The organism is Methanosarcina sp. Kolksee (genome assembly GCF_000969945.1).
GTDB classification, from domain to species: domain Archaea; phylum Halobacteriota; class Methanosarcinia; order Methanosarcinales; family Methanosarcinaceae; genus Methanosarcina; species Methanosarcina vacuolata.
Window position 1 is genome coordinate 3,664,253 of sequence record NZ_CP009524.1, and the last position, 18,868, is coordinate 3,683,120.

General features: G+C 40.7%; 14 protein-coding genes and 1 pseudogene. 7 read left to right on the top strand and 8 right to left on the bottom strand.

All coding sequences use genetic code 11. The features are described from left to right. Nucleotides 1-235 precede the first annotated feature (235 nt). Nucleotides 236-391, top strand: a complete 156-nt coding sequence (locus MSKOL_RS20800; RefSeq protein WP_197078776.1) for a hypothetical protein — start codon at nt 236-238, stop codon at nt 389-391. 223 nt (nt 392-614) lie between these two features. Here MSKOL_RS20800 and wrbA read toward each other — a convergent pair whose 3' ends face one another. Then, entirely contained in the window at nt 615-1,244 is a 630-nt protein-coding gene (gene wrbA, locus MSKOL_RS15080) for an NAD(P)H:quinone oxidoreductase type IV (protein WP_048122314.1), read from the bottom strand. A 278-nt stretch (nt 1,245-1,522) separates the two neighbouring features. Here wrbA and MSKOL_RS15085 point away from each other — a divergent pair, with 278 nt between their 5' ends. The 6 genes and pseudogenes from MSKOL_RS15085 to MSKOL_RS15110 all read left to right on the top strand — a co-directional run bounded on the left by MSKOL_RS15085 (nt 1,523) and on the right by MSKOL_RS15110 (nt 7,837). After that, on the top strand, nt 1,523-2,671 hold the full coding sequence (locus tag MSKOL_RS15085; protein ID WP_048157457.1) for a glycosyltransferase family 2 protein: 1,149 nt from the start codon (nt 1,523-1,525) through the stop codon (nt 2,669-2,671). Between the two features lie 8 nt (nt 2,672-2,679). Beyond that, nucleotides 2,680-3,849 carry a glycosyltransferase family 4 protein gene (locus tag MSKOL_RS15090; protein WP_048157459.1) on the top strand — a complete coding sequence of 390 codons (1,170 nt, stop codon included), beginning with the start codon at nt 2,680-2,682 and terminating at the stop codon, nt 3,847-3,849. 355 nt (nt 3,850-4,204) lie between these two features. Further along, nucleotides 4,205-5,510 (top strand): annotated as a pseudogene (locus tag MSKOL_RS15095) (ISNCY family transposase). 534 nt (nt 5,511-6,044) lie between these two features. Further along, nucleotides 6,045-6,959, top strand: a complete 915-nt coding sequence (locus tag MSKOL_RS15100; RefSeq protein ID WP_231592270.1) for a hypothetical protein — start codon at nt 6,045-6,047, stop codon at nt 6,957-6,959. Nucleotides 6,960-7,042: 83 nt separating this feature from the next. Beyond that, the gene (locus MSKOL_RS15105; protein WP_156151108.1) at nt 7,043-7,504 is read left to right on the top strand and encodes a hypothetical protein; all 462 of its coding nucleotides are present in this window, start codon (nt 7,043-7,045) and stop codon (nt 7,502-7,504) included. A 141-nt stretch (nt 7,505-7,645) separates the two neighbouring features. Beyond that, nucleotides 7,646-7,837, top strand: coding sequence for a hypothetical protein (locus MSKOL_RS15110; protein WP_156151109.1), 192 nt, complete (start codon nt 7,646-7,648; stop codon nt 7,835-7,837). 302 nt (nt 7,838-8,139) lie between these two features. On the opposite strand, the gene MSKOL_RS15115 is transcribed toward MSKOL_RS15110, so the two are convergent. From MSKOL_RS15115 to MSKOL_RS15145, 7 genes are all read right to left on the bottom strand, one after another. Further along, complete coding sequence (locus MSKOL_RS15115) at nt 8,140-9,147, bottom strand: segregation/condensation protein A (RefSeq protein ID WP_048122327.1); 1,008 nt, start codon at nt 9,145-9,147, stop codon at nt 8,140-8,142. Further along, nucleotides 9,140-12,667 carry a chromosome segregation protein SMC gene (gene smc, locus MSKOL_RS15120; RefSeq protein ID WP_048157462.1) on the bottom strand — a complete coding sequence of 1,176 codons (3,528 nt, stop codon included), beginning with the start codon at nt 12,665-12,667 and terminating at the stop codon, nt 9,140-9,142. The genes MSKOL_RS15115 and smc overlap by 8 nt, the downstream gene beginning before the upstream one ends. A 52-nt stretch (nt 12,668-12,719) precedes the next feature. Next, entirely contained in the window at nt 12,720-13,808 is a 1,089-nt protein-coding gene (locus tag MSKOL_RS15125; protein ID WP_048157463.1) for a hypothetical protein, read from the bottom strand. Nucleotides 13,809-14,763: 955 nt separating this feature from the next. Continuing rightward, entirely contained in the window at nt 14,764-15,003 is a 240-nt protein-coding gene (locus tag MSKOL_RS15130) for a hypothetical protein (RefSeq protein ID WP_048122334.1), read from the bottom strand. Nucleotides 15,004-15,261: 258 nt separating this feature from the next. Next, on the bottom strand, nt 15,262-17,241 hold the full coding sequence (gene feoB, locus MSKOL_RS15135; protein WP_048157466.1) for a ferrous iron transport protein B: 1,980 nt from the start codon (nt 17,239-17,241) through the stop codon (nt 15,262-15,264). A gap of 49 nt (nt 17,242-17,290) precedes the next feature. Continuing rightward, nucleotides 17,291-17,956: a metal-dependent transcriptional regulator gene (locus tag MSKOL_RS15140; protein ID WP_048124176.1), complete on the bottom strand. Its 666-nt coding sequence runs from the start codon at nt 17,954-17,956 to the stop codon at nt 17,291-17,293. A 206-nt stretch (nt 17,957-18,162) separates the two neighbouring features. Continuing rightward, on the bottom strand, nt 18,163-18,642 hold the full coding sequence (locus tag MSKOL_RS15145) for an N-acetyltransferase (RefSeq protein ID WP_048157467.1): 480 nt from the start codon (nt 18,640-18,642) through the stop codon (nt 18,163-18,165). Nucleotides 18,643-18,868 lie beyond the last annotated feature (226 nt).

The window sequence follows — 18,868 nt, forward strand, 5'->3', positions numbered from 1 at the left end:
ATTTATACCTGATTCTAAAGATTAGTTAATTTTAAGACAGCCTTTTAATATAAATGTCCTTTTTTACAATAATATTAATAAAGACGTCTTAACCTGTCCAGTAAAGGGATTTTAATTTCTCATAAAAGATATATACAAGCTTAATAAGAAAGTTTATATTTTATTGTGCTCTCTTAGTAAATGTCTTAAAAACGAATATTTAAAAATCACTCACTACTGAGAATAAGTGTTTCCAATGTCTTACGTAAAAAAAACATGCCCTATATGTGGAAAAGAATTCTTTGTCCTTAAAAAGGCTGAGAAAAAAGCAACTTACTGCACTCTGGCATGCCTGATAACAGCTCAAAGTAAAGTTGAATACAGAGGCATGACATTCCCGAGTCTTGGGTGAGCATTTATAAGTGGAAAAAATTAAAAATGCGGAGAACATCCTTAAAATGCACATTTCGAACCCCTGCCAATTTGAGATAATAATCCCTTGATATTTGGTCGTTTTGTTAATGGATGACTATAAAAATTATACTTTTGTGATTTTTAATTGTACAAAAGTATCAAAAATCGGAATGTGAGTTAAAAGGAAAACGTTTTCCAATCTATTTATTTTTATGTTCCTTTTATTTTCCAGCGAGTTTTTTTGCAATCTGAGTTACATATCTTCCCTGATAACGGGCCATTGCAAGTTCATTTTCAGAAGGCTCGCGGTTTTCGTCCGCTCCTGCAATCGTTGAAGCTCCGTATGGGCTGCCACCTGTTATTTCATCCATCCTTCTTTGACGTTTTTCGGAATACGGAAGCCCGACAATAATCATTCCGAGATGAAGAAGGGTAACATGCGTTGTGAGGATTGTAGATTCCTGACCTCCATGCTGTGTTCCACTTGAAGTAAAGACACTTCCTACCTTTCCAACAAGAGCGTCTCTACTCCAGAGTCCTCCAAGGCCGTCAAAAACTGTACGCATCTGAGCTGACATATTTCCATAACGTGTAGGTGTCCCAAAAATTAGGGCATCTGCTCCCGCGAATACATCTTCATACATGCTCCTGGTCACTACAGGAATATGAGCAAAAAGATTTTTTGTTTCGATTGCCCCCATTTTTTCCAGAACTTCGTAAGGCAGGGTTTCAGGCACCTGATAAATCTCCACTTCAGCTCCTTCGACTTCTCTCGCTCCTTCAGCTATAGCTTCTGCCATTTTGTAAATGTGGCCATGAATACTATGGAATATCACGTTTATCTTAACCATTCGAATCACCTTTAAAACCAATATAAGTAGAGCGTTTTAACCGTACATGAAATTGATTGATAATTCCCGGAAAAATCCGGTTCCCTTCTTAAAAATAGTTTTCTGATGCCTTATATAGCTTGTTAGCAAGAATTGAGTTTCTTTCCCTACTCCTGTAATCTTGATCTTCTGATCCGATTTCTTGCTTTGTTTTTAATTCTGTTGAGAATACTTTGAGAATTAAAGAAGACTACAAATTCTTGAGAAATAATACGTATCAAAATAGTTATTAGGCTATAATGCTTTATAAGCTGGACATGTCTTCTCTTTCTATCGTAATGCCTTCCATGAATGAAGAAGAAACCATCCGAATTTGCATAGAGAAAGCTCAGTCTATATTCGAAAAATATGGTATAGAAGGAGAGATAATAATTGCTGACAACTCGTCAGACAGGACTGCGGAGATTGCAGCTTCAATGGGTGCAAAGGTAATAGGCCCGATAAAAGGTTATGGAAACGCTTACCTCAAAGGACTGGCCAAAGCAAAAGGAGACTATATTGCTATTGCCGATGCTGACAATACCTATGACCTGCTTGAGCTTGATAGGTTTCTGGACCCTCTTATGGCAGGAGAAGCGGATTTCATAATGGGTACCAGGCTGAAAGGCGATATCAAAAAAGGAGCTATGCCCTGGCTGCATCAATATATAGGCAACCCTTTCCTGACGGCAATGCTGAATCTTCTTTTCGGGACGAAAATTTCGGACGCTCATTGCGGGATGCGAGCTTTCACAAAAGAAGCCCTTGAGAAAATGAACCTTAAAACGCATGGCATGGAACTTGCATCCGAGATGGTAATTGAAGCTGCGAAATGTGGATTGAGAATAAAAGAAGTCCCCATAACCTATTACTCACGCCGTGCTCCCTCCAAACTTCGTTCTTTTCAGGACGGCTGGCGGCATATAAGGTTTATGATGCTATATCGCCCTTTACCCTTTCTTTTTCTACCCGGAGCTGTGGTTTTCGTCCTTGGAGTCCTTATAACCGGTTCTCTCCTTCTTACCGGAGATGTGGCAGAAAACCGGCTGCATTCCTTTATTTTGGGCTGCATGCTTCTAATCCTCGGAGGACAGACGCTCTCTACTGGAGGCTATTTGAAAACATATGGCCTTATCCGTGGTATGTACCCCAATAATAAGGGAAACACTGCAAAATGGCTGAACTATCATTCTCTTGAAAAAGAACTGTTTGCAGGTTCAATTATACTTATTGCAGGCCTCCTTTTAGGGCTAAAAGTAGTATACACCTGGATCAGCTCAGGATACGGCTCTCTCTCTGAAGTGAAAAATGCAGTTATTTCGATGGTATTTGCCTTTATTGGCCTTCAGATGATTTTTTCGGCAATTGTCCTGAGCGTAATGCTCCTTGAAGTGGACACTGACTGGTAAGTGGTGCAATGAAAATCGCCTTTGTGTACGATGCTGTTTATCCATGGGTCAAGGGCGGCGCAGAAATGCGCATTCATGAACTGGGAAAGCGGCTCTCGGCCGGTGGACATGAAGTACACATTTTCGGAGTCAAGTGGTGGGAAGGAGAAGATACTTTTGAGTATGAAGGCATGACTCTTCATGGCGTCTGTAAAGCTCGAAACCTGTATGTCAATGGCAGACGCTCGATTTCCGAGGCAATAATCTTCGCTGCAAAACTGTTCCCTGAGCTCAGGAAAGAAAATTTTGACCTTATAGATGTGAGTGTCTTTCCCTATTTTTCCTGTTTTACCGTAAAAGCGGTTTCAATCCTGAAAAAAGCGCCTTTAGTACTTACCTGGCACGAGGTATGGGATGATTACTGGTATGAATATTTAGGAAGGGCAGGAATTTTTGGATTGCTGGTTGAGAAGGCGATCTCGAAGCTATCAGACAATAATATTGCGGTCTCGAAGTGGACAAAGGATAGACTGGAGGGACTCGGGGTGCCTGGAGAAAAGATCGCGGTTATCTCTAACGGGATCGATCTTAAAAGAATTTTCGGGATTGAGTCCAACTGGGGAGAATTACCTGTTGGCCCTGAAAATAAAGCTTATGATATCATTTTTGCAGGCCGGCTTATAAAAGAAAAAAACGTTGATCTGCTGATTAAAGCTGTAGCTCTTCTTAAAGCCGATTTTCCAGATCTCAGGTGTTGCATTGTTGGGGATGGACCTGAAAGGGCAGCACTGGTGGAACTCGCAAAGAGAAGTGGGGTTTGCGAGAATGTCGAGTTTGCAGGCTTTCAGGAGTATGGAGCATTGATCGGGAAAATCAAGGCTTCAAAGGTGCTTGTGCTGCCTTCAAGCAGGGAAGGATTCGGAATGGTGGTTATCGAGGCTTTTGCCTGTGGAGTGCCTGTGGTGACGGTTAAAGCAAAGTATAATGCTGCACAGGGTCTTGTTGAAGATGGAATTGATGGGTTTATTGTGGAGCTTGAGGAGAGGGAGATTGCAAAAGCCGTGGCAAAAATAATTGGGAAAAACTCAAAGAACAAAAAAGCTTCAGAAGCCGCATTGCGGAAAGCTGAAAACTATGACTGGGAAGAAATAGTTAAAAATGTTCAATTAATGTTTGAAGCTTGCATAAAAAGAGATTAACGCTGAGTTTATCTGCATAAAAAGATTGGATATTCTCCGTTTAAAGTATGGCATGAGTATTTTCTATCCACGTACTTCTCTATCCACGTACTTCTCTATCCACGTACTTCTCTATCCACGTACTTCTCTATCCACGTACTTCTCTATCCATGTACTTCTCTATTCATATACTTCTAACACGGGTGAGTTGCCCAAAGAAACTTACTATTTCTATTTCAAAACATTTCTATTTTAAAATATTTATATTTTAACTTATCTGTAGACTCAGTCCCAAAATCTAGTGATAAAAGTAAGTGTAACATCACTACACAAAATTATAATTCTATAATTATGTAATGATGTTACGGCAAAAACAATGGTAACTATAAACCTTACTCTTAATAACTTTTCGGAGCTCCCTGCTCTCTTAGATGTTTTTGGTTGTTTTGGAAACGATTATGAATATACTACACGAGGAATTTTTCGTAGAAAAATTCCTCCAGTCTGCTCAATTTGTAGTACTCCAATGGTTCATAATGGCTATAATCCCCATACTAAAGAAGGTCTTGGAGAAATCAACATTGGTCGATATAAATGCTCAAATTGTGGTAGTACACACGAAGAAGATCATAGTTTTTGGGAAGATCTGAAGACTTTACTTTTTAATTCATTCAATGATTTCTTCCAGTTACTCAGATACCATAACGTTTCATACGATGGAATTTCTGATATAATGGACTTCATCTATCCAAGATCAAAAAGCACTATTTTAAGAGCATTCTACGAAGAAATGGAACAGAAAACTGTTCCATTTTCAGAAAATATACATATGGTGCACTATGACGAACAACATCCAAAAGAAGGAAGATGTCAGAAATACCGTTTAACCTTACTGGATGCAAAAACTCAAAGAACGATAGCAGATGAACTTTTTGAAGATAAGAGTTCAGAAACCATCAAGGGATTTTTACAGAAAAAATCTGGATGCATCAGAGCCTGTGTTTATCGTTACGGATTTTGATAAGAGATACCCTGATATATTAAAGGAAATTTTTGGTGATAAGTTAGTCCATCAATATTGTTTGATGCACTTAAACAAGCTTATTGTTAGTGATTTCCCAAAAAATACAACAATTGAACAGGAACTATTGAAGTACAGGTTATTGAATATATTTTACAATCGAGAGAATGAGATTAAATTTCTGGAAGAACTTCTATCTAAAGAACCGAACCTAGTTAATAAAGAAGAAAAACATCAGGAATGGAGTAAAAAAGCAAAAAAGAAATTTTACAAGTATAGAAATGAATTAAAGCTTGAAAGAAGACGAAAAAAGGAAAATCTTCCACTTAATAGTCTTGAAAAAGCAAAATATAATTTCAATAAATTAATGGAAAATATAAGAACATATGATGAATTGGTTCAAAAACGATTGTGGATGATCAATAAACACTGGCTAAATCTTACTTTGTTCCATTATCTTCCAGGAGCGCCAGCGACAAATAATCCTATTGAAAGCTATTATTCAAAAAGTCTAAAAACGGATAACAAGAAGCAGTTCAGGACTGATAAAGGAATTGAGAATCAGATTAAACTTACTCAAATGAGAAGATTAAATTTGCTCAAGAAACCACAAAAGTCATTTCTGGAATTGTTCAGATTATTTACTCCATTTAAGCTTTAGTAAAAGATATTTTTGAGAGCTGAGTTAAGGATTAAGTAGCGAAGCGTATCGATTTTAGTCAAAAAATTCAGTGAAAAAATTAAAGGAGTAAAATAATTCTTTGGCATTCCTGCCAAAGAAATCATTTCTCAAGGATTATTACAGTTTATTTGAGCAGTTAGCAGAGAAAAGTGAAGTTTTAAGGACGGAAAAAATGAGAAATCACTAAATTATGAAACTGAGTCTATCTGTATTTTAAAATATTTATGCTTTAGAATATATTCACTCGCCGGAAAACATTTAAAATAAGTTAACACTGACCTGAATTTTATGTACGGTATTTAGGAACTCCGATAAGTATTAATTTTGTTTTTTAAGGTTTAATTTGAATTCAAAGAGACAATAAAGCTTCTTTCTAAAAATGATTCTCTTTAATCTCTTTATCGTGAGAAGTAAGCTTATATTTAAGCCAGCTAATTTCAAAGCTGTCAGCAGGTTGATAGCCTGCAAGAAAAATGGAACATGAATAAGTCAAGAATGGATGAGAATATGAAGATGACAAAATCATTAAAATCAATTTCCCGTTTTGCAACGGTACTAATGGTGTTATGTATTCTCCCTTCAGGAGCCTATGCTGCAGAAAACAGTCCAAAATTTGTTCCTGCACAAAACATAACTGAAGAAAATTTCACCGACGTTCAGGCCGATATACTTGATTCTATCAGTGAACAAATTGCTAACCTTCAAAGTTTCTATACTAATGTAAGTGAAACATCCAATGCCACCGAGCTTCAGGAAGTTCTGCTCAATCAGGCACAAGGAAACGGATGTGGACCGGATGGGAAGCACGGAGGACCGGGGGGAATGACTCAGGGACCCTGTGGAATGCCTGGATTATTTAATCTTGATCAGGTCGCAAACGTAACTGATGACAATTACACTGATGTCCAGACCGAAATTGTCAGTTCAATCGGGAATATGACTGAGATGCTTAACAAGCAGCTGGAAAACACTACTGATGAAAACAGGACTGAGATGGTAAATGAGCAGATAACTGATCTTGAAGATTTATCCACTAATGTGAGTGCAGCTTCAAGTGCAACAGAACTGCAAGAAGTTGTATTAACTCATATGAAGACTCAAGCTGTTGACTCAATTGAAAAACAAATTGAACACATTCAAGCTAAAGTGAGCGAGAGTGAAAACATAACCGATGATAGCGGTGAGAATGTCACAGAACTCAACAACCAAATCACGGACCTCACCACTCTAATGGACAATATCAACGCAGCTGAATCTCTTGAAGACCTTAAAGAGATCATGTCCTCTTCACAGGGGATGCCGGGAATGGGCCATGGAATGGATCACGGGATGTGTCCCGACCAAAATCCTATGCAGCACGGAGGTAACTTCCCAATGTGCCCCGGAAGAATGCCTGAAAACTGTACCGATAACAGCACCGAAGCTTAAGCTTTGGATTTAAAGCTTGATTAAAGTGAGATGGGAAATTAACAAGGAAAAGAGACGGGAAGTTAAAAAAGGATTATATTAAAATGCACCTTTCCATCTTTTTTCCAGACGTATGGAAAAACGAATACTTAACCAAAACATATCTTTCAAACCAAATCAAAAACACCTTCAAACCAAACAAAAAACACCTTCAAACCAAATCAAAAACACCTTCAAACCAAATCAAAAACACCTTCAAACCAAATCAAAAACACCTTCAAACCAAATCAAAAACACCTTCAAACCAAATCAAAAACACCTTCAAACCAAATCAAAAACACCTTCAAACCAAATCAAAAACACCTTCAAACCAAATCAAAGAACACCTCAAACCAAATCAAAAACACCTTCAAACCAAATCAAAGAACACCTCAAACCAAATCAAAAACCAAAACACACCTTCAAACCAAAACACACCTTCAAACCAAAATTCACTTCAAACCAAACTCTACCTCCCAAAAAACAGGAGATTACTAAATGTTATTGAAAAAATGCCCAAAGTGTAACTCCAAGCTTGAAAATGATACATTCAGGGATTTTCAGTACTGCTCTGTGTGTGGATACTGGACAAGAAAAGATACTGCAAGGCTGGAACCACTAATAATCCTGGAGTAATATTTTTGAACTTTCTTTGGGGTGACAATAGTATGTTTAAATTCTCTTTAGAGTGTGCCCGTTGTGGTACACTTCTCAAAAAGCAGGTACTTGGCTCAAATGAGTTTTACTACTGCCGAAAGTGCGGATCTATATCTTCAGTAGCACCTATGAAAGTGCCTGCTCAATCTGTGAGTCAGCAGATTAATGTTGAGCTGACCAAGAAACAAAAGTTGTTTCTGTGAATTGGCGTTATGAACAACCATTAAAGTTTCTGATCCTGAAAAATGGTTTTGATATAATCCTTAAAATTTTATTGAGGAGAATCAAATTGGTTTTGGCATCAATTCAAAGAAAAAAACATAATGAATAGCTAGAAATTCTGAAAATTAAACCGAATGAAGTATTCTAAAGTAACTTCTCAAAATTTAAAAGATGTTCATTTTTTTCTTTATAAATTTAGTTTCATGAAACAAATTTCAAAGTACAAGGGTAATTTCAAAGTACAAGCGTAATTTCAGAGTACAAAAGTAAATATCAATGTGCATTAACTAAGGCTCTTAACCGGATTTTCATGCTGAGAAATCTCCCCTGGTGAGTCCGGTCCTGAAGAACCTTTAATACCAGGTTTTGAAAGTTCGGGTTTTGATTTAATTAACATCTCATGGAAAAGGGACGGATTTGCCTCGGTGGAAAAGCCGGATTCTTCTCCAGGATAGATGTATAATTCTTCGAAAAGTTCATTCTGGAAAAGCCAGATCTTCCTGCTTGAAGCAAGAAAAAGAAGAGAAAGATAATCCATAATTTTATCTTCGCTTTTTTCCAGTATACTCGAAAAAACCACTACGGATTGCTTATTAAACAGTTCGGCAAGCCTTTTCCACATAAGAGACAACCGCGAGCCAATGGCTTCGTCATGTGCAATGCCCAGGACATCTCCGGTAGTAAGCTTGGGGCGAGGATCGGATTCTTCTGAAACCTGGCTGGCTTTTTTTTCATTTTTTCTTGAGAGGTGTTTTTCGGCTTTCTTGAGTTCAAGAATCAGTTCATTGAGTGTTACCGGCCTTGTGGATACACGACGAACTGGAAGCTTTGGTATAGGAAACTCTGCAGGCTCAGGGAAATCAGGATCATCAGGAAAATCCGAATCAAAGGTATCAACTTCTTCCTCTTCCACATCAAGGATTCCCGAAGATTTCATACGCAGGAGTATAGCAGAATAAAGAAGCGTCCTTGAAGAAATTCTAAGGTCCATCTGCTTTAGCTCTTCCACCTTTCTCAGGAAACCGTCAGTAAGCTGTACTATGTCAATATCCCAGGGATCAATTTTTCCTACCCGCGCAAGTTCAACCAGTATACCCAGAGGTTCGGAAGTTTCAAACTCCGAAATATCAAGCAGATTCCAATCAATTCCAAGGCATGAAAGAGTACCTGGCAGCCCATAAATTTTGGATTTCACAAAAAAAGAGTTGTTTTCCCCGGATTCAGAAATCGTACTAGCTTGAAGAAGCGGAACTTCAAGCGCTGCCCCCTCGTTATCCGTAAGTTCAGCCATTAAGTCTCACCCCGGTAATGCTGGTAAGGTTATTTTCCTGCATTGTAACCCCAATTGTCCTGGATGCGGCCTGAATCATAGGTTTTCTTAAGGAAACAACAATAAACTGGACTTTTGATCCTGAGGTTTTAACGCGCCTTGAAACCCTTTCCACATTCCAGCCGTCAAGGAACATATCAATTTCATCAAAAGCATAGAAGGGAGCAGGACGGTATTGCTGAATCGCGAAAATGAACGCAAGTGCGGTAAGGCTTTTTTCTCCTCCGGACATTGCCTCGATCCTCTGGAGAGTTTTCTCTTTGGGCTGCGCCCGAAGTGTCATTCCTCCTGCAAAAGGGTCATCAGGCTCATCAAGCAAGAGTTCACCCACCCCTTCGGAAAGCTCATGGAAAATCTCCTTGAAGTTGGCATTAATGCTTGTATAGGCTTCCATAAAGGCATCCCGTTTTAACTGCTCATACTGATCAATGCGCTCAAGGAGCTGTTCTCTCTCGGTAAAGAGAGTGTCTCGCTTTCCCTGCAAATCCGAAAGCCTTAGTTCTACCTCATTGTACTCGTCAATTGCCCGCATGTTTACGGGTTCGAGCCTTCTGAGCGCTTCATCAATTGCCTGAATCCGCATGTAAACGGTTTCGTAATTAGGAACTTCATCAGTTTCTTCTATGCCTCTTTTCAGGATTTCTTCGACAAACTGCTTTTCCTGATCTAAAAGCGCGTTTTTGGTAGCTGTGAGCGTAAGTACCTGCTGCTTCGCCTTTTCAAGCGTAGTTGCGGCAGTACTTACCCTGCGCTTGACCGCATTATGTTCGGTCTGAACCTTTTCCCGTTCCTGCTGAAGCCCTATCAGTTCATCCGAAAGCTTGACCTCCCTGGCTTTCTTCTCCTCAAGTTTTTCCTCAAGTTCCTTTATTTTTATCTTCAAAGAGTTAACTTTTTCTATTCTTGAAGCTTTCTTTTCCTCAAGTTCCTTTATAAGTTCCTTTGCTTCGTTAATTTTCTGTTCAGCATACTCTTTTTCAAGCTGCAGGGCATTTAATGTGGCTTCAGTATCCCGGATCCGACCATCCAGCCTGCGGAGTTCCTCGTCAATGAATTCTATTTTTTTATTTATTTCAGGCAGAGGAGAATCCGCAAGTTTTGCTTCAAGTCCCGAGATCTGCCCCTCAAGTTCGGATACGGCTTTTTCTTTATCAGCTTTTTCCGCAGTTACCCTATCCATTTCAGTCCCAAGTTCGGTTCTGGACTCCTCAATTGCTTTAAGGTCGGCCTGCTTTGATTCAAGAAGTTCAGCAAGTTTTGCTTCCCTGCCTGCGATTTCATCAAGCTGGTTCTCTTTTCGTGAGATCGTAGCTTCACAGTCCCGAATTTTCCTGCTCAGCTCGAAAAGGTGGCTTTCAATGCTGTCCTGCTTGCTTATTGCTGCATTCCGGCTTGCATCCAGGGATTTGATCTCCTCTGCAAGTTCAACCAGTTTGTCTTTTTCTGCAGCTGCAAAAGAAGTGCCCGATTTAGAGGATATTGACCCTCCTACCATTGCTCCGTTCTTTTCCAGAAGTTCGCCTTCAAGGGTTACCATTCTTGCCTTTCCCATGAGGCGGCGGGCACTTTCAAGGCTTTCCATAACAAGAGTATCCTGAAAAACGTACCAGAAAGCAGACTCAAAACCGGAATCAAATTGAATAAGGTCAATTGCGTATCCTATTACCCCGTTTTCGTAACTTAGATTTTCAAGCCGCCTGGGCTCTCTCAGTTTGTTGAGAGGAAGGAAGGTTGCTCTACCTCCTTTTCTCCGCTTCAGGTACTCGATTGCTTCGGCAGCATCGGCGTCCGTGTCAACAACAATCGCTTGCATCCGGTTTCCTGCAGCAACCTCCAGAGCTGTTGAGTATTGTCTGTCCACTCTCCCAAGCTGGGCAATGGTCCCATGAATTCCGAAAAGGTCCTCCTGCCTTGCAGCCCCTATTACCATCTCCACGGCCCTGGAATAGCCTCCGCCCTGTTCCGATGCTCGCACTCTTGCCTCCGTGATTGTGTATTCCTGCTGGAGGCCGTGAAGTTTGTTCTCAAGTTTCCTTATATCTTCTTTTATCCTGAAATGGCTGCTTTCGATATCATCACGGTCCCGGATAAGAGACTCCAGGTTTTCGGAAAGCTTTTCAATTTCGTACTTAACAGAAAGCGTGTCACTATCAGAAGTAGCAACTGCGGCTTCAGCGTCTCTGATCTGGTTTTCTATCTCCCGGAGTTCTAAAGATTTTCTCCGGAGAGTATCAAGGAGCCGGTCTTCGGTTCGGATTAACTCGTTTTTCTCGTTTTTTACATCCTCAAGCTTCTTCCTGGCAGCCATGAGCTCATCCCGTGTAGCAGCAAATTTTGAGTCCACATCCGCAATCCTGCTCTGAAGCAGCATGCGCTCGGTTTTGCGCTCGGAAAGCTCTGAAGAAATGCTTTCTTTTCTCAGGTTTTCGGCTTCAATTTTTTCATCGAGTTCCCTGACCTTGCCTTTGGTGGAATCGATCTCTACAAAGGATTTCCTGCGCCGTGAATCAGCTTCCTCAAGTTCGGATTCCGAAAGCTCGATACTATCTACGCAGCGAGAAATTTCTCCCTTTGTCTCTTCGATCTCCCTCTTAACCTGAAGCTGTTCATCCTCTCCTTTTTTTCGGATTTCAACCGAAAGCTCTTCCAGAGTTTCTTCAAGCGCCTGAAGTTCCTGCGTTCTCTCGTTGAGGACAAGCTGGACTTTTTCAAGATGCTCGTCTTTACCTGTGAGTTCCTTATCCACATTCTGCAGTTCAGCCCTTGCGTCCTTGAGTTTGGAAAGGAGAAGATAGCCTTCGAATTTGACTTTTTCAGCTTTGAGCGCCTGATATTTTAAGGCCTGGTCACGTTCTCCTGCCAGTTTTCCTAGCTGGGTGCGTACCTCTTCAAGGATGATATCTACGCGCTCGATTTGCTGTCTTACGACTTCCAGTTCACCAAGAGCCTTTTGCTTGCGTTCATCAAATTCTGCGACCCCTGCGATTTCGTCTATAATCTTTCTTCTTTCTACAGAGGTCATGGAGATTATCTGCGTTACATCTCCCTGCATAACCACATTGTAACCTTCAGGCGTTATCCCGGCTTTTGCAAGCTGGGAATGGATTTCTCCAAGACTTACGGCTTTTCCATTGAAATAAAAATAGCTGTAATACCCGCTTTTTGTCCGTCGAACCTTTCTTGAGACTTCAACCTCGTCAAGCTCTAGAGGTAACTTATGGTCAGAGTTGTCAAAACGGATCGTAACCTGAGCAAAATCAGGCTTTTTTGACGCATCGCCATTGTAAATCAGATCGGTAAGTTTTTCAGCGCGAAGAGTCCTTGAACTTGTGAGCCCAAGTGCAAAAAGAATCCCGTCTATTATGTTAGACTTCCCACTCCCATTCGGACCCGAAATTGTAGTAAAGTCATTATAAAAGGGAATCTTTACTTTTTTTCCGAAAGACTTAAAATTAACAAATTCAATCTCTTTTATATACACAGAATGCCTCTGTAATCTTACGTTTTTGAGAAAGTTTCTGTCTTTTTAAGCTTTATTTCGCCCGAGAATCTTTCCGGCTACATGTGATAACCTCGGCATCTTCATTTTCCCGCACATCCACTGACTCTTCTATGAAGTGCTTTTTCGAAGATCTCTCGGCGATTATATACTCACATTTATATTCATCAGCGGGTTTTTCCACAGGTTCCGTTTTAACAGCAGAAGGCTGCCTTTCAGGTAACGACGATCCTGGAGGTTGCTGCCTGAACTGTGTTCTAATCGGCGGTTGTTGCCTGACAGGTTCTCTAATCGACGGTTGTTGTCTGGCAGGTTCTCTAACCGACGACCCCTGCCTAACAATGCCTCTAAGCCCTCTTTTATCGCCACTTTCTGCAATAATATATTCGCACTTCGTTTCGGCTTCTTCTCTATCAAGATCTGCCGGCTCAACCTCCCTGAGCTTTAGCTGAACCTTTGCGCCTGTACCTGGTAAGGGGGCAGGAGCTTCCTTGAATTGGCCCAGTCTGTATGCCGGTTTTTCTATTCTGAGCTCAGGTTTCGGTTTGGTTTTTCTGGAAAGAGGCGGAAGGTCTAGAGGGTCTTCAGGAAGAGTCAGAGTAATAGAAGATGGCACTACAGAAGATGGCACTACAGAAGACGGCACTACAGAAGATGGCACTACAGAAGACGGCACTACAGAAGGTGGAGCAACAGGAGCAGTCTTTTTTGCATCTTCCAGTTGTTTAGCGAGATCTCCAATCTGTGTTTCCAGTTTCTTTATAAGCATTTTCTGGTCAAGCAATTCGCGGACAAGCCCATCCTGAATGCCTGAAAATTCCCTCAACTTCCGGTCAGCTGCTTCCGAGTCATTTTCCCCTGATGCTTTCAATTCTGTTCTTAATTCATTCAGGATGGAAGCTTTGAGTAGAGCAGGGTTAGGGATTCCCATGAGCTCTGTCCTGATTTCGGAGAGGACAAGATCCTTGATGGAATCCTGATCGGAAACGTTTTCCATTTCGGCCCGCAGTTCATTGAGAACCGAAACCTTAATCGATTTCTTGAGAGTCTCGAGCTCCTCATAGGTTATCGATAGTCGCCTTTTAAGCGGTGTATTATGCACGTCCCTCTGTCCAGTTCTCATAAAAGTACCTCTTATGACAAATTCGGGTTCCGATTTCCTGACAGCCTGGAATTTTCTAGTGACAAGGCAGTCAGCACAACAATAATTAAATTGATTAGATCATAGGAATTTAAATAATATGTACAAAGTACATGTAATCTTACTTTAAATATATATGGTAATCGATAGTTTTTCGACTCAGTACCAAAATCCAGTGATAAACGTGAAATTGAAAATCACTAGATTTTATAATTGGTTATAATCCATTAAATACGTCCTCTCGATGGAAGTCTTTCGATATCAAATATTGAGTTTGATTGAAGAACGAATTCTTCCTGCAAGTTCATGATTTCAATCGAAAAATACAAAAATCACTAGATTTTGGACCAGAGTCTAGTTTTTCTGGCCTTATATAATACTTTTAATAAAGAGGAACAAAAATCTTTTTATTTAATCTTTTTTGAAATACTCCATAAATGGGCTGAAAAGGCAGGAAAATAAGGATAAAAAGTTTTCAGAATTGAAAAATGGCCTTTTAAGGAAATAACAGAAAAGGATTCAAAGAGAATCAGGGAACAAAAAAGGGCTCTTAGTCATTCCTTATGGATAAAATGATTTTCAATTCAAGACCGCATTGGTTTATGGTGATATTATGAGGATATCCACACAAAACAACAAAGAGTCCAAAAAAGATTCGGAAACAAAGAGGAACAATTTGGATGAAAATTAGGATAAATATTTTTCGATATGTCTATAATAAAAAACAATAAATAGGAGATACCTGCGCAAATCTTGCATCCCTTAACAAATCGAGCAAGAATGATGTTTAAACTTCGCGTAGATTCACAGGGAAGCCCAGAGAGAAAAATGCTCATAATATACAAAATAGAGGAATGAAACCCAAGCTTAACTTTAAAATACAAGGAGTTAAAGAGTTGGATTTCAAGAAGGGGTAATAAATTTTAGGGGAAAAGTGTTAGTTCATGGATGAAAAGGAGCCCTCAAAGTCGACCAGTACATTCTCCCTTGATTGGATTTTGGAAGAGGTACAGTCCATTTCCGCAGCAGTTTCATTAACAACGGAACCGTGAGTTCCGGTACTTTCAAGGAAAAATTGAACCTCATCAAGTTCAGGCTCGCGGAAATGATCCATTTCAATTATATCCATAATAACACTCAACACGTTTTTGTGTAAGTGAGTGGTAATTCGGGTCATCGGGAATAACACTATGTACCAAATATTAATAATTTGCGGTAAAGGTAGAATATTTTAAAAAGAAAAGACACACTTGCAAATATATAAATGTTGTGCCCGATTAGAGAAACTTACCTTCCAAATAAACCACATAGACTGTAGAGAAAGATAATTATTTTGAGGAAAGCCAGGGCAAGAAAATCTGCAACAGAATGTGAACTACCCCAGGACTAAACTCAGGGATTTTACGCTTCGTCATATAAAAACGGAAAAAAGAAGTCAAAGAAAAGAAGGCCCAAAAATCCTAATCAAGATGCCCACTCCAAGAGCCAGCAGTATAGTGAAAATAACTATTAAAGCCGTATCCTTTGCTCCAAGTTCGTGCTTCAGTACTGCAATCGTCGCTACACACGGCATATAGATTGTCGTGATTACAGCAAATTGGTACATCTGGACAGGTGTCATTACAGCTGCAAAATTGGCTGTACCTGCAAGTACGGCAAGAATCTGAAGCGCCATTTCTTTTCGGAGAATCCCAAAAACCAGGGCAGTCGCCGCAAATGCCGGAAGGCCCAGCAGGCCTACGGATATCGGCTCTACAAAGTCCTGGAAGATTGAAAGAAGGCCCAGAGCATCGGCAATCCCCAGAAAAGCGCTTCCAACGAGCAAAAGCGGAAAAGCTATATATAGAAATTCTCGGCTTTTCATCCACGTCTTCCTGAGAGTGGATTTCAGCCCCGGTTTTCTGAGAGGAGTCATTTCCATGATAAAGCCACTTCTCTGGCCTGGCAGACTTTTTCCCAGAATTAATCCCATCCCGGTAATAATGATAATCTCCAGAATATAGATTGAAACCGCAGGCCAGAAACCTACGAAAGTTCCAACAAGCCCCAGGATTATGACGGTTCGCGCTGAGCAGGGAATTAGAGATATAAGAAGGGAAGCTATCCTCTTTTCCCGCCGTGTGCCAAGGGAATGCACTGCCATAATTGCAGGGACGTTGCAGCCAAAGCCAAGAACCAGCGGAATCACGGCTCTTCCGTGAAGCCCAAGCTTATGAGTAAGATTGTCAAGCAGAAAAGCTGCCCTGGTAAGATAACCCGAATCCTCAAATATTGAAAGAATGGCATAAAAGACTGCAATATATGGAATCGCGATTGCAAATCCGGCCTCTACTCCTCGAAGAGAATAAACTATCAGGTTTTTCAGGACAGGCGGCATGCCAGAAGTTGCGGCTTCGGCAGGAAGAATCACATGAGGCTCAAAGATTTCATTTACAATCCAGGTCTCAAGGAACCCTCCTACCCGGAAAACAAGAAGGAAAGTGATGAGCAGGGCAGATATGAGCACTGCAATCCCGAAATTAGGGGATGTAAGGATAGCATCTATTCTTTCCCTTATATTTTTTTTAGGTTCAAACCTTGAAACCACGCTGTCCACAATATATCCTGCTTCCCCATAGAGATCTCTTGCAACAGTATCAGGTACCGAAATCCCCTGCTCTATCTCCAGGTTCTGTCTTAACCGCCTGGCAGAAGAGAGCAAGGCATTAGCCTCTGGTGGCATACAGCAGAGTTCTACAAACTCGGCATCGTTTAGCAGAGCTGCCATTTTTACGATTGGAGATATATTGGGAAAGGTATAGTCAAGGCTAGAAAGAGCCTGCTGGACCCACTGACTATATCTTACCTGATGGTGCTCCTGAGCCTTATTCTGTTCGTCAAGGGCTACAAGCATTACTTCATCAAGCCCTACTCCCCAGGTCGCAACCGTTGGTACTACAGGCAGGCCAAGCAGTTCGGAGAGTTCGTCTGTATCAACGAGAATCCCGAGGTCTGCAGCCAGATCTACCTGATTTAACGCAACAACCATAGGGATATCGAGTTCCAGAAGCTGCAGGGTCAGGTACAGATTCCTTTCGAGCCTGCTCGCGTCAACGACATTGATAATAATATCGGGTCGGTCCTCAATCAGAAATTGCTTGGTTACTTTCTCATCTTCGTTTGTGACTCCAAGGGAATAAATGCCTGGCAGGTCAACTATTTCAATAGTTTTGCCCCGGGCTTTTACAATTCCTTTTTTAAGTGCAACTGTTGTGCCAGGATAATTTGAGACCTCAACCCCTACCCCCGTAAGCCTGCTGAAAAAGACGCTTTTTCCAACGCTTGGGTTGCCTATGAAAGCTATTGTCAAATCATAGGGACTTTTGCTCTGACTTCCACTTCCGGAAGTACAGCATGAACTGGAAATTCCTATCACATCTCCGGTTATTTTACTCCATGCCAGTTATATGCCTTCTCTTTATTTTTTACACGTTTCTGCCCTTCGGAGCTATGAAAATTTTCTTTGCAATATCCCTTCCGAGAGCAATTTCCGACCCTACCGCTATAACCGAGATACAGCCCTGCCTTTGCTTTCGCCTGACTTCAATATCTTCTCCCATAAGAATGCCAAGAGAGAGCAGGCGCTCTTTCATTTCTCTTGGAAGGGTCACCCGGGCAACTCTGCCTGAACTTCCTTCTTCCATCTCATCAAGCGGGACAAATTTTTCCTCTTGACCGATATTATTTTTATCAATATTGATCGGGTTCCCGTCAGGGCAATACTCGGGGCATCCCAGAAATTCGTAGATCTTTTCAAGTACGGCATCTGAGACCGCATGCTCAAGTTCACAGGCTTCTTTATGCGCTTCCTTCCTATCGAAATCAAGGACATCAACAAGGAAAGTTTCAAGTACCTGGTGTTTTCTTTTGATCTTGATAGCCTGATCAGTTCCTCTTTTTGTTAATTCAACTCCCTGATAAGGTGTATACTCTACAAGTCCCGAAGAATGTAACTTTTTTATCATTTCCGTCACGCTTGGCGGAGATACGTTGAGTTCTTCAGAAATCTGTTTAGTCTTTGCAGGGCTCTGATTTTTTCTAATGAGGTAGAGAATAGTTTCAAGATATTCTTCAAATCGCTCTATATGCATTACATCATCCCGCCAGCATATGCCTGACTCCATATCCGATAATTAGGATAGCCTAAAAACGTAACTGCCTGAATAAATAATTTTTGATCTTTAGCTATTTATATTAATTTTAAATCCTGAAAATTGAACTCCTATAGTTTTGAATTTAAAGCCTTAAATTCAAAAAAATAAAAAACAGGATATCAGAGAAGAATTTTAAAAGCAATTCAGGAATGAATCGACTTCAGAACAGCAACTTCGTTACAATCCGGAAACTTGGGGCACCTCAAACAGCCGGACCAGATTTTTCTGGGAAGGGTGTTTTTGTCCACAACCTTAAAGTCCAGAGTCTCGAAAAAGCCAGGCACATAAGTAAGTGCAAAAACTTCCTTCATGCCAAGGTGTTTAGCGTCCTCAAGACAAGACGTGACAAGCTTTGTACCTATTCCCTTTCTTGCACATACCGGGTTCACGGCAAGGGCAAGTATCTCTGCAAGGTCTTCCCACACTACATGCAGGGCACAACAGCCCACAACTTCTCCATCAATCTCACAGACGTAATAATCCCTGATGTTCTCGTACATCTCACTCAGCGAACGGGCGAGCATTAGCTCTTCCTTCGAATAGGTATTGATGATTTGTTTCATTACAACTACGTCATTTACTCTGGCTTTCCTGATCAATTCGTGTTTCCTCTGGGTTAGCATTTTCTTTTCGAATAAAATAGAATGCACTGGGATATGATCAATAAAAATGTATTGTATACTTCTATGGAATACTTACTTTCCAGATAAGAAATTTTCCATTGTTTGCACGAATATTTACATAGGCGGTAGTGTTCAGAAATATCTGGTTCTTCTGAGCAGGCAGAATGTCCATAGCGCCTTAGAATGAAAACCCTGGAGTTAGAAAATAGAGTTTCGTTTCTTAGAA

Excerpts from the sequence above, each read along its gene's own strand:
- MSKOL_RS15140 (WP_048124176.1), bottom strand. The coding sequence starts at position 17,956 with ATGCATATAGAGCGATTTGAAGAATATCTTGAAACTATTCTCTACCTC.
- MSKOL_RS15090 (WP_048157459.1), top strand. The coding sequence starts at position 2,680 with ATGAAAATCGCCTTTGTGTACGATGCTGTTTATCCATGGGTCAAGGGC.
- MSKOL_RS15130 (WP_048122334.1), bottom strand. The coding sequence starts at position 15,003 with ATGACCCGAATTACCACTCACTTACACAAAAACGTGTTGAGTGTTATT.
- MSKOL_RS15110 (WP_156151109.1), top strand. The coding sequence starts at position 7,646 with ATGTTTAAATTCTCTTTAGAGTGTGCCCGTTGTGGTACACTTCTCAAA.
- MSKOL_RS15125 (WP_048157463.1), bottom strand. The coding sequence starts at position 13,808 with ATGAGAACTGGACAGAGGGACGTGCATAATACACCGCTTAAAAGGCGA.
- wrbA (WP_048122314.1), bottom strand. The coding sequence starts at position 1,244 with ATGGTTAAGATAAACGTGATATTCCATAGTATTCATGGCCACATTTAC.
- MSKOL_RS15085 (WP_048157457.1), top strand. The coding sequence starts at position 1,523 with ATGCTTTATAAGCTGGACATGTCTTCTCTTTCTATCGTAATGCCTTCC.
- MSKOL_RS15105 (WP_156151108.1), top strand. The coding sequence starts at position 7,043 with ATGCACCTTTCCATCTTTTTTCCAGACGTATGGAAAAACGAATACTTA.
- MSKOL_RS20800 (WP_197078776.1), top strand. The coding sequence starts at position 236 with ATGTCTTACGTAAAAAAAACATGCCCTATATGTGGAAAAGAATTCTTT.
- MSKOL_RS15145 (WP_048157467.1), bottom strand. The coding sequence starts at position 18,642 with ATGCTAACCCAGAGGAAACACGAATTGATCAGGAAAGCCAGAGTAAAT.
- MSKOL_RS15115 (WP_048122327.1), bottom strand. The coding sequence starts at position 9,147 with ATGGCTGAACTTACGGATAACGAGGGGGCAGCGCTTGAAGTTCCGCTT.
- MSKOL_RS15100 (WP_231592270.1), top strand. The coding sequence starts at position 6,045 with ATGACAAAATCATTAAAATCAATTTCCCGTTTTGCAACGGTACTAATG.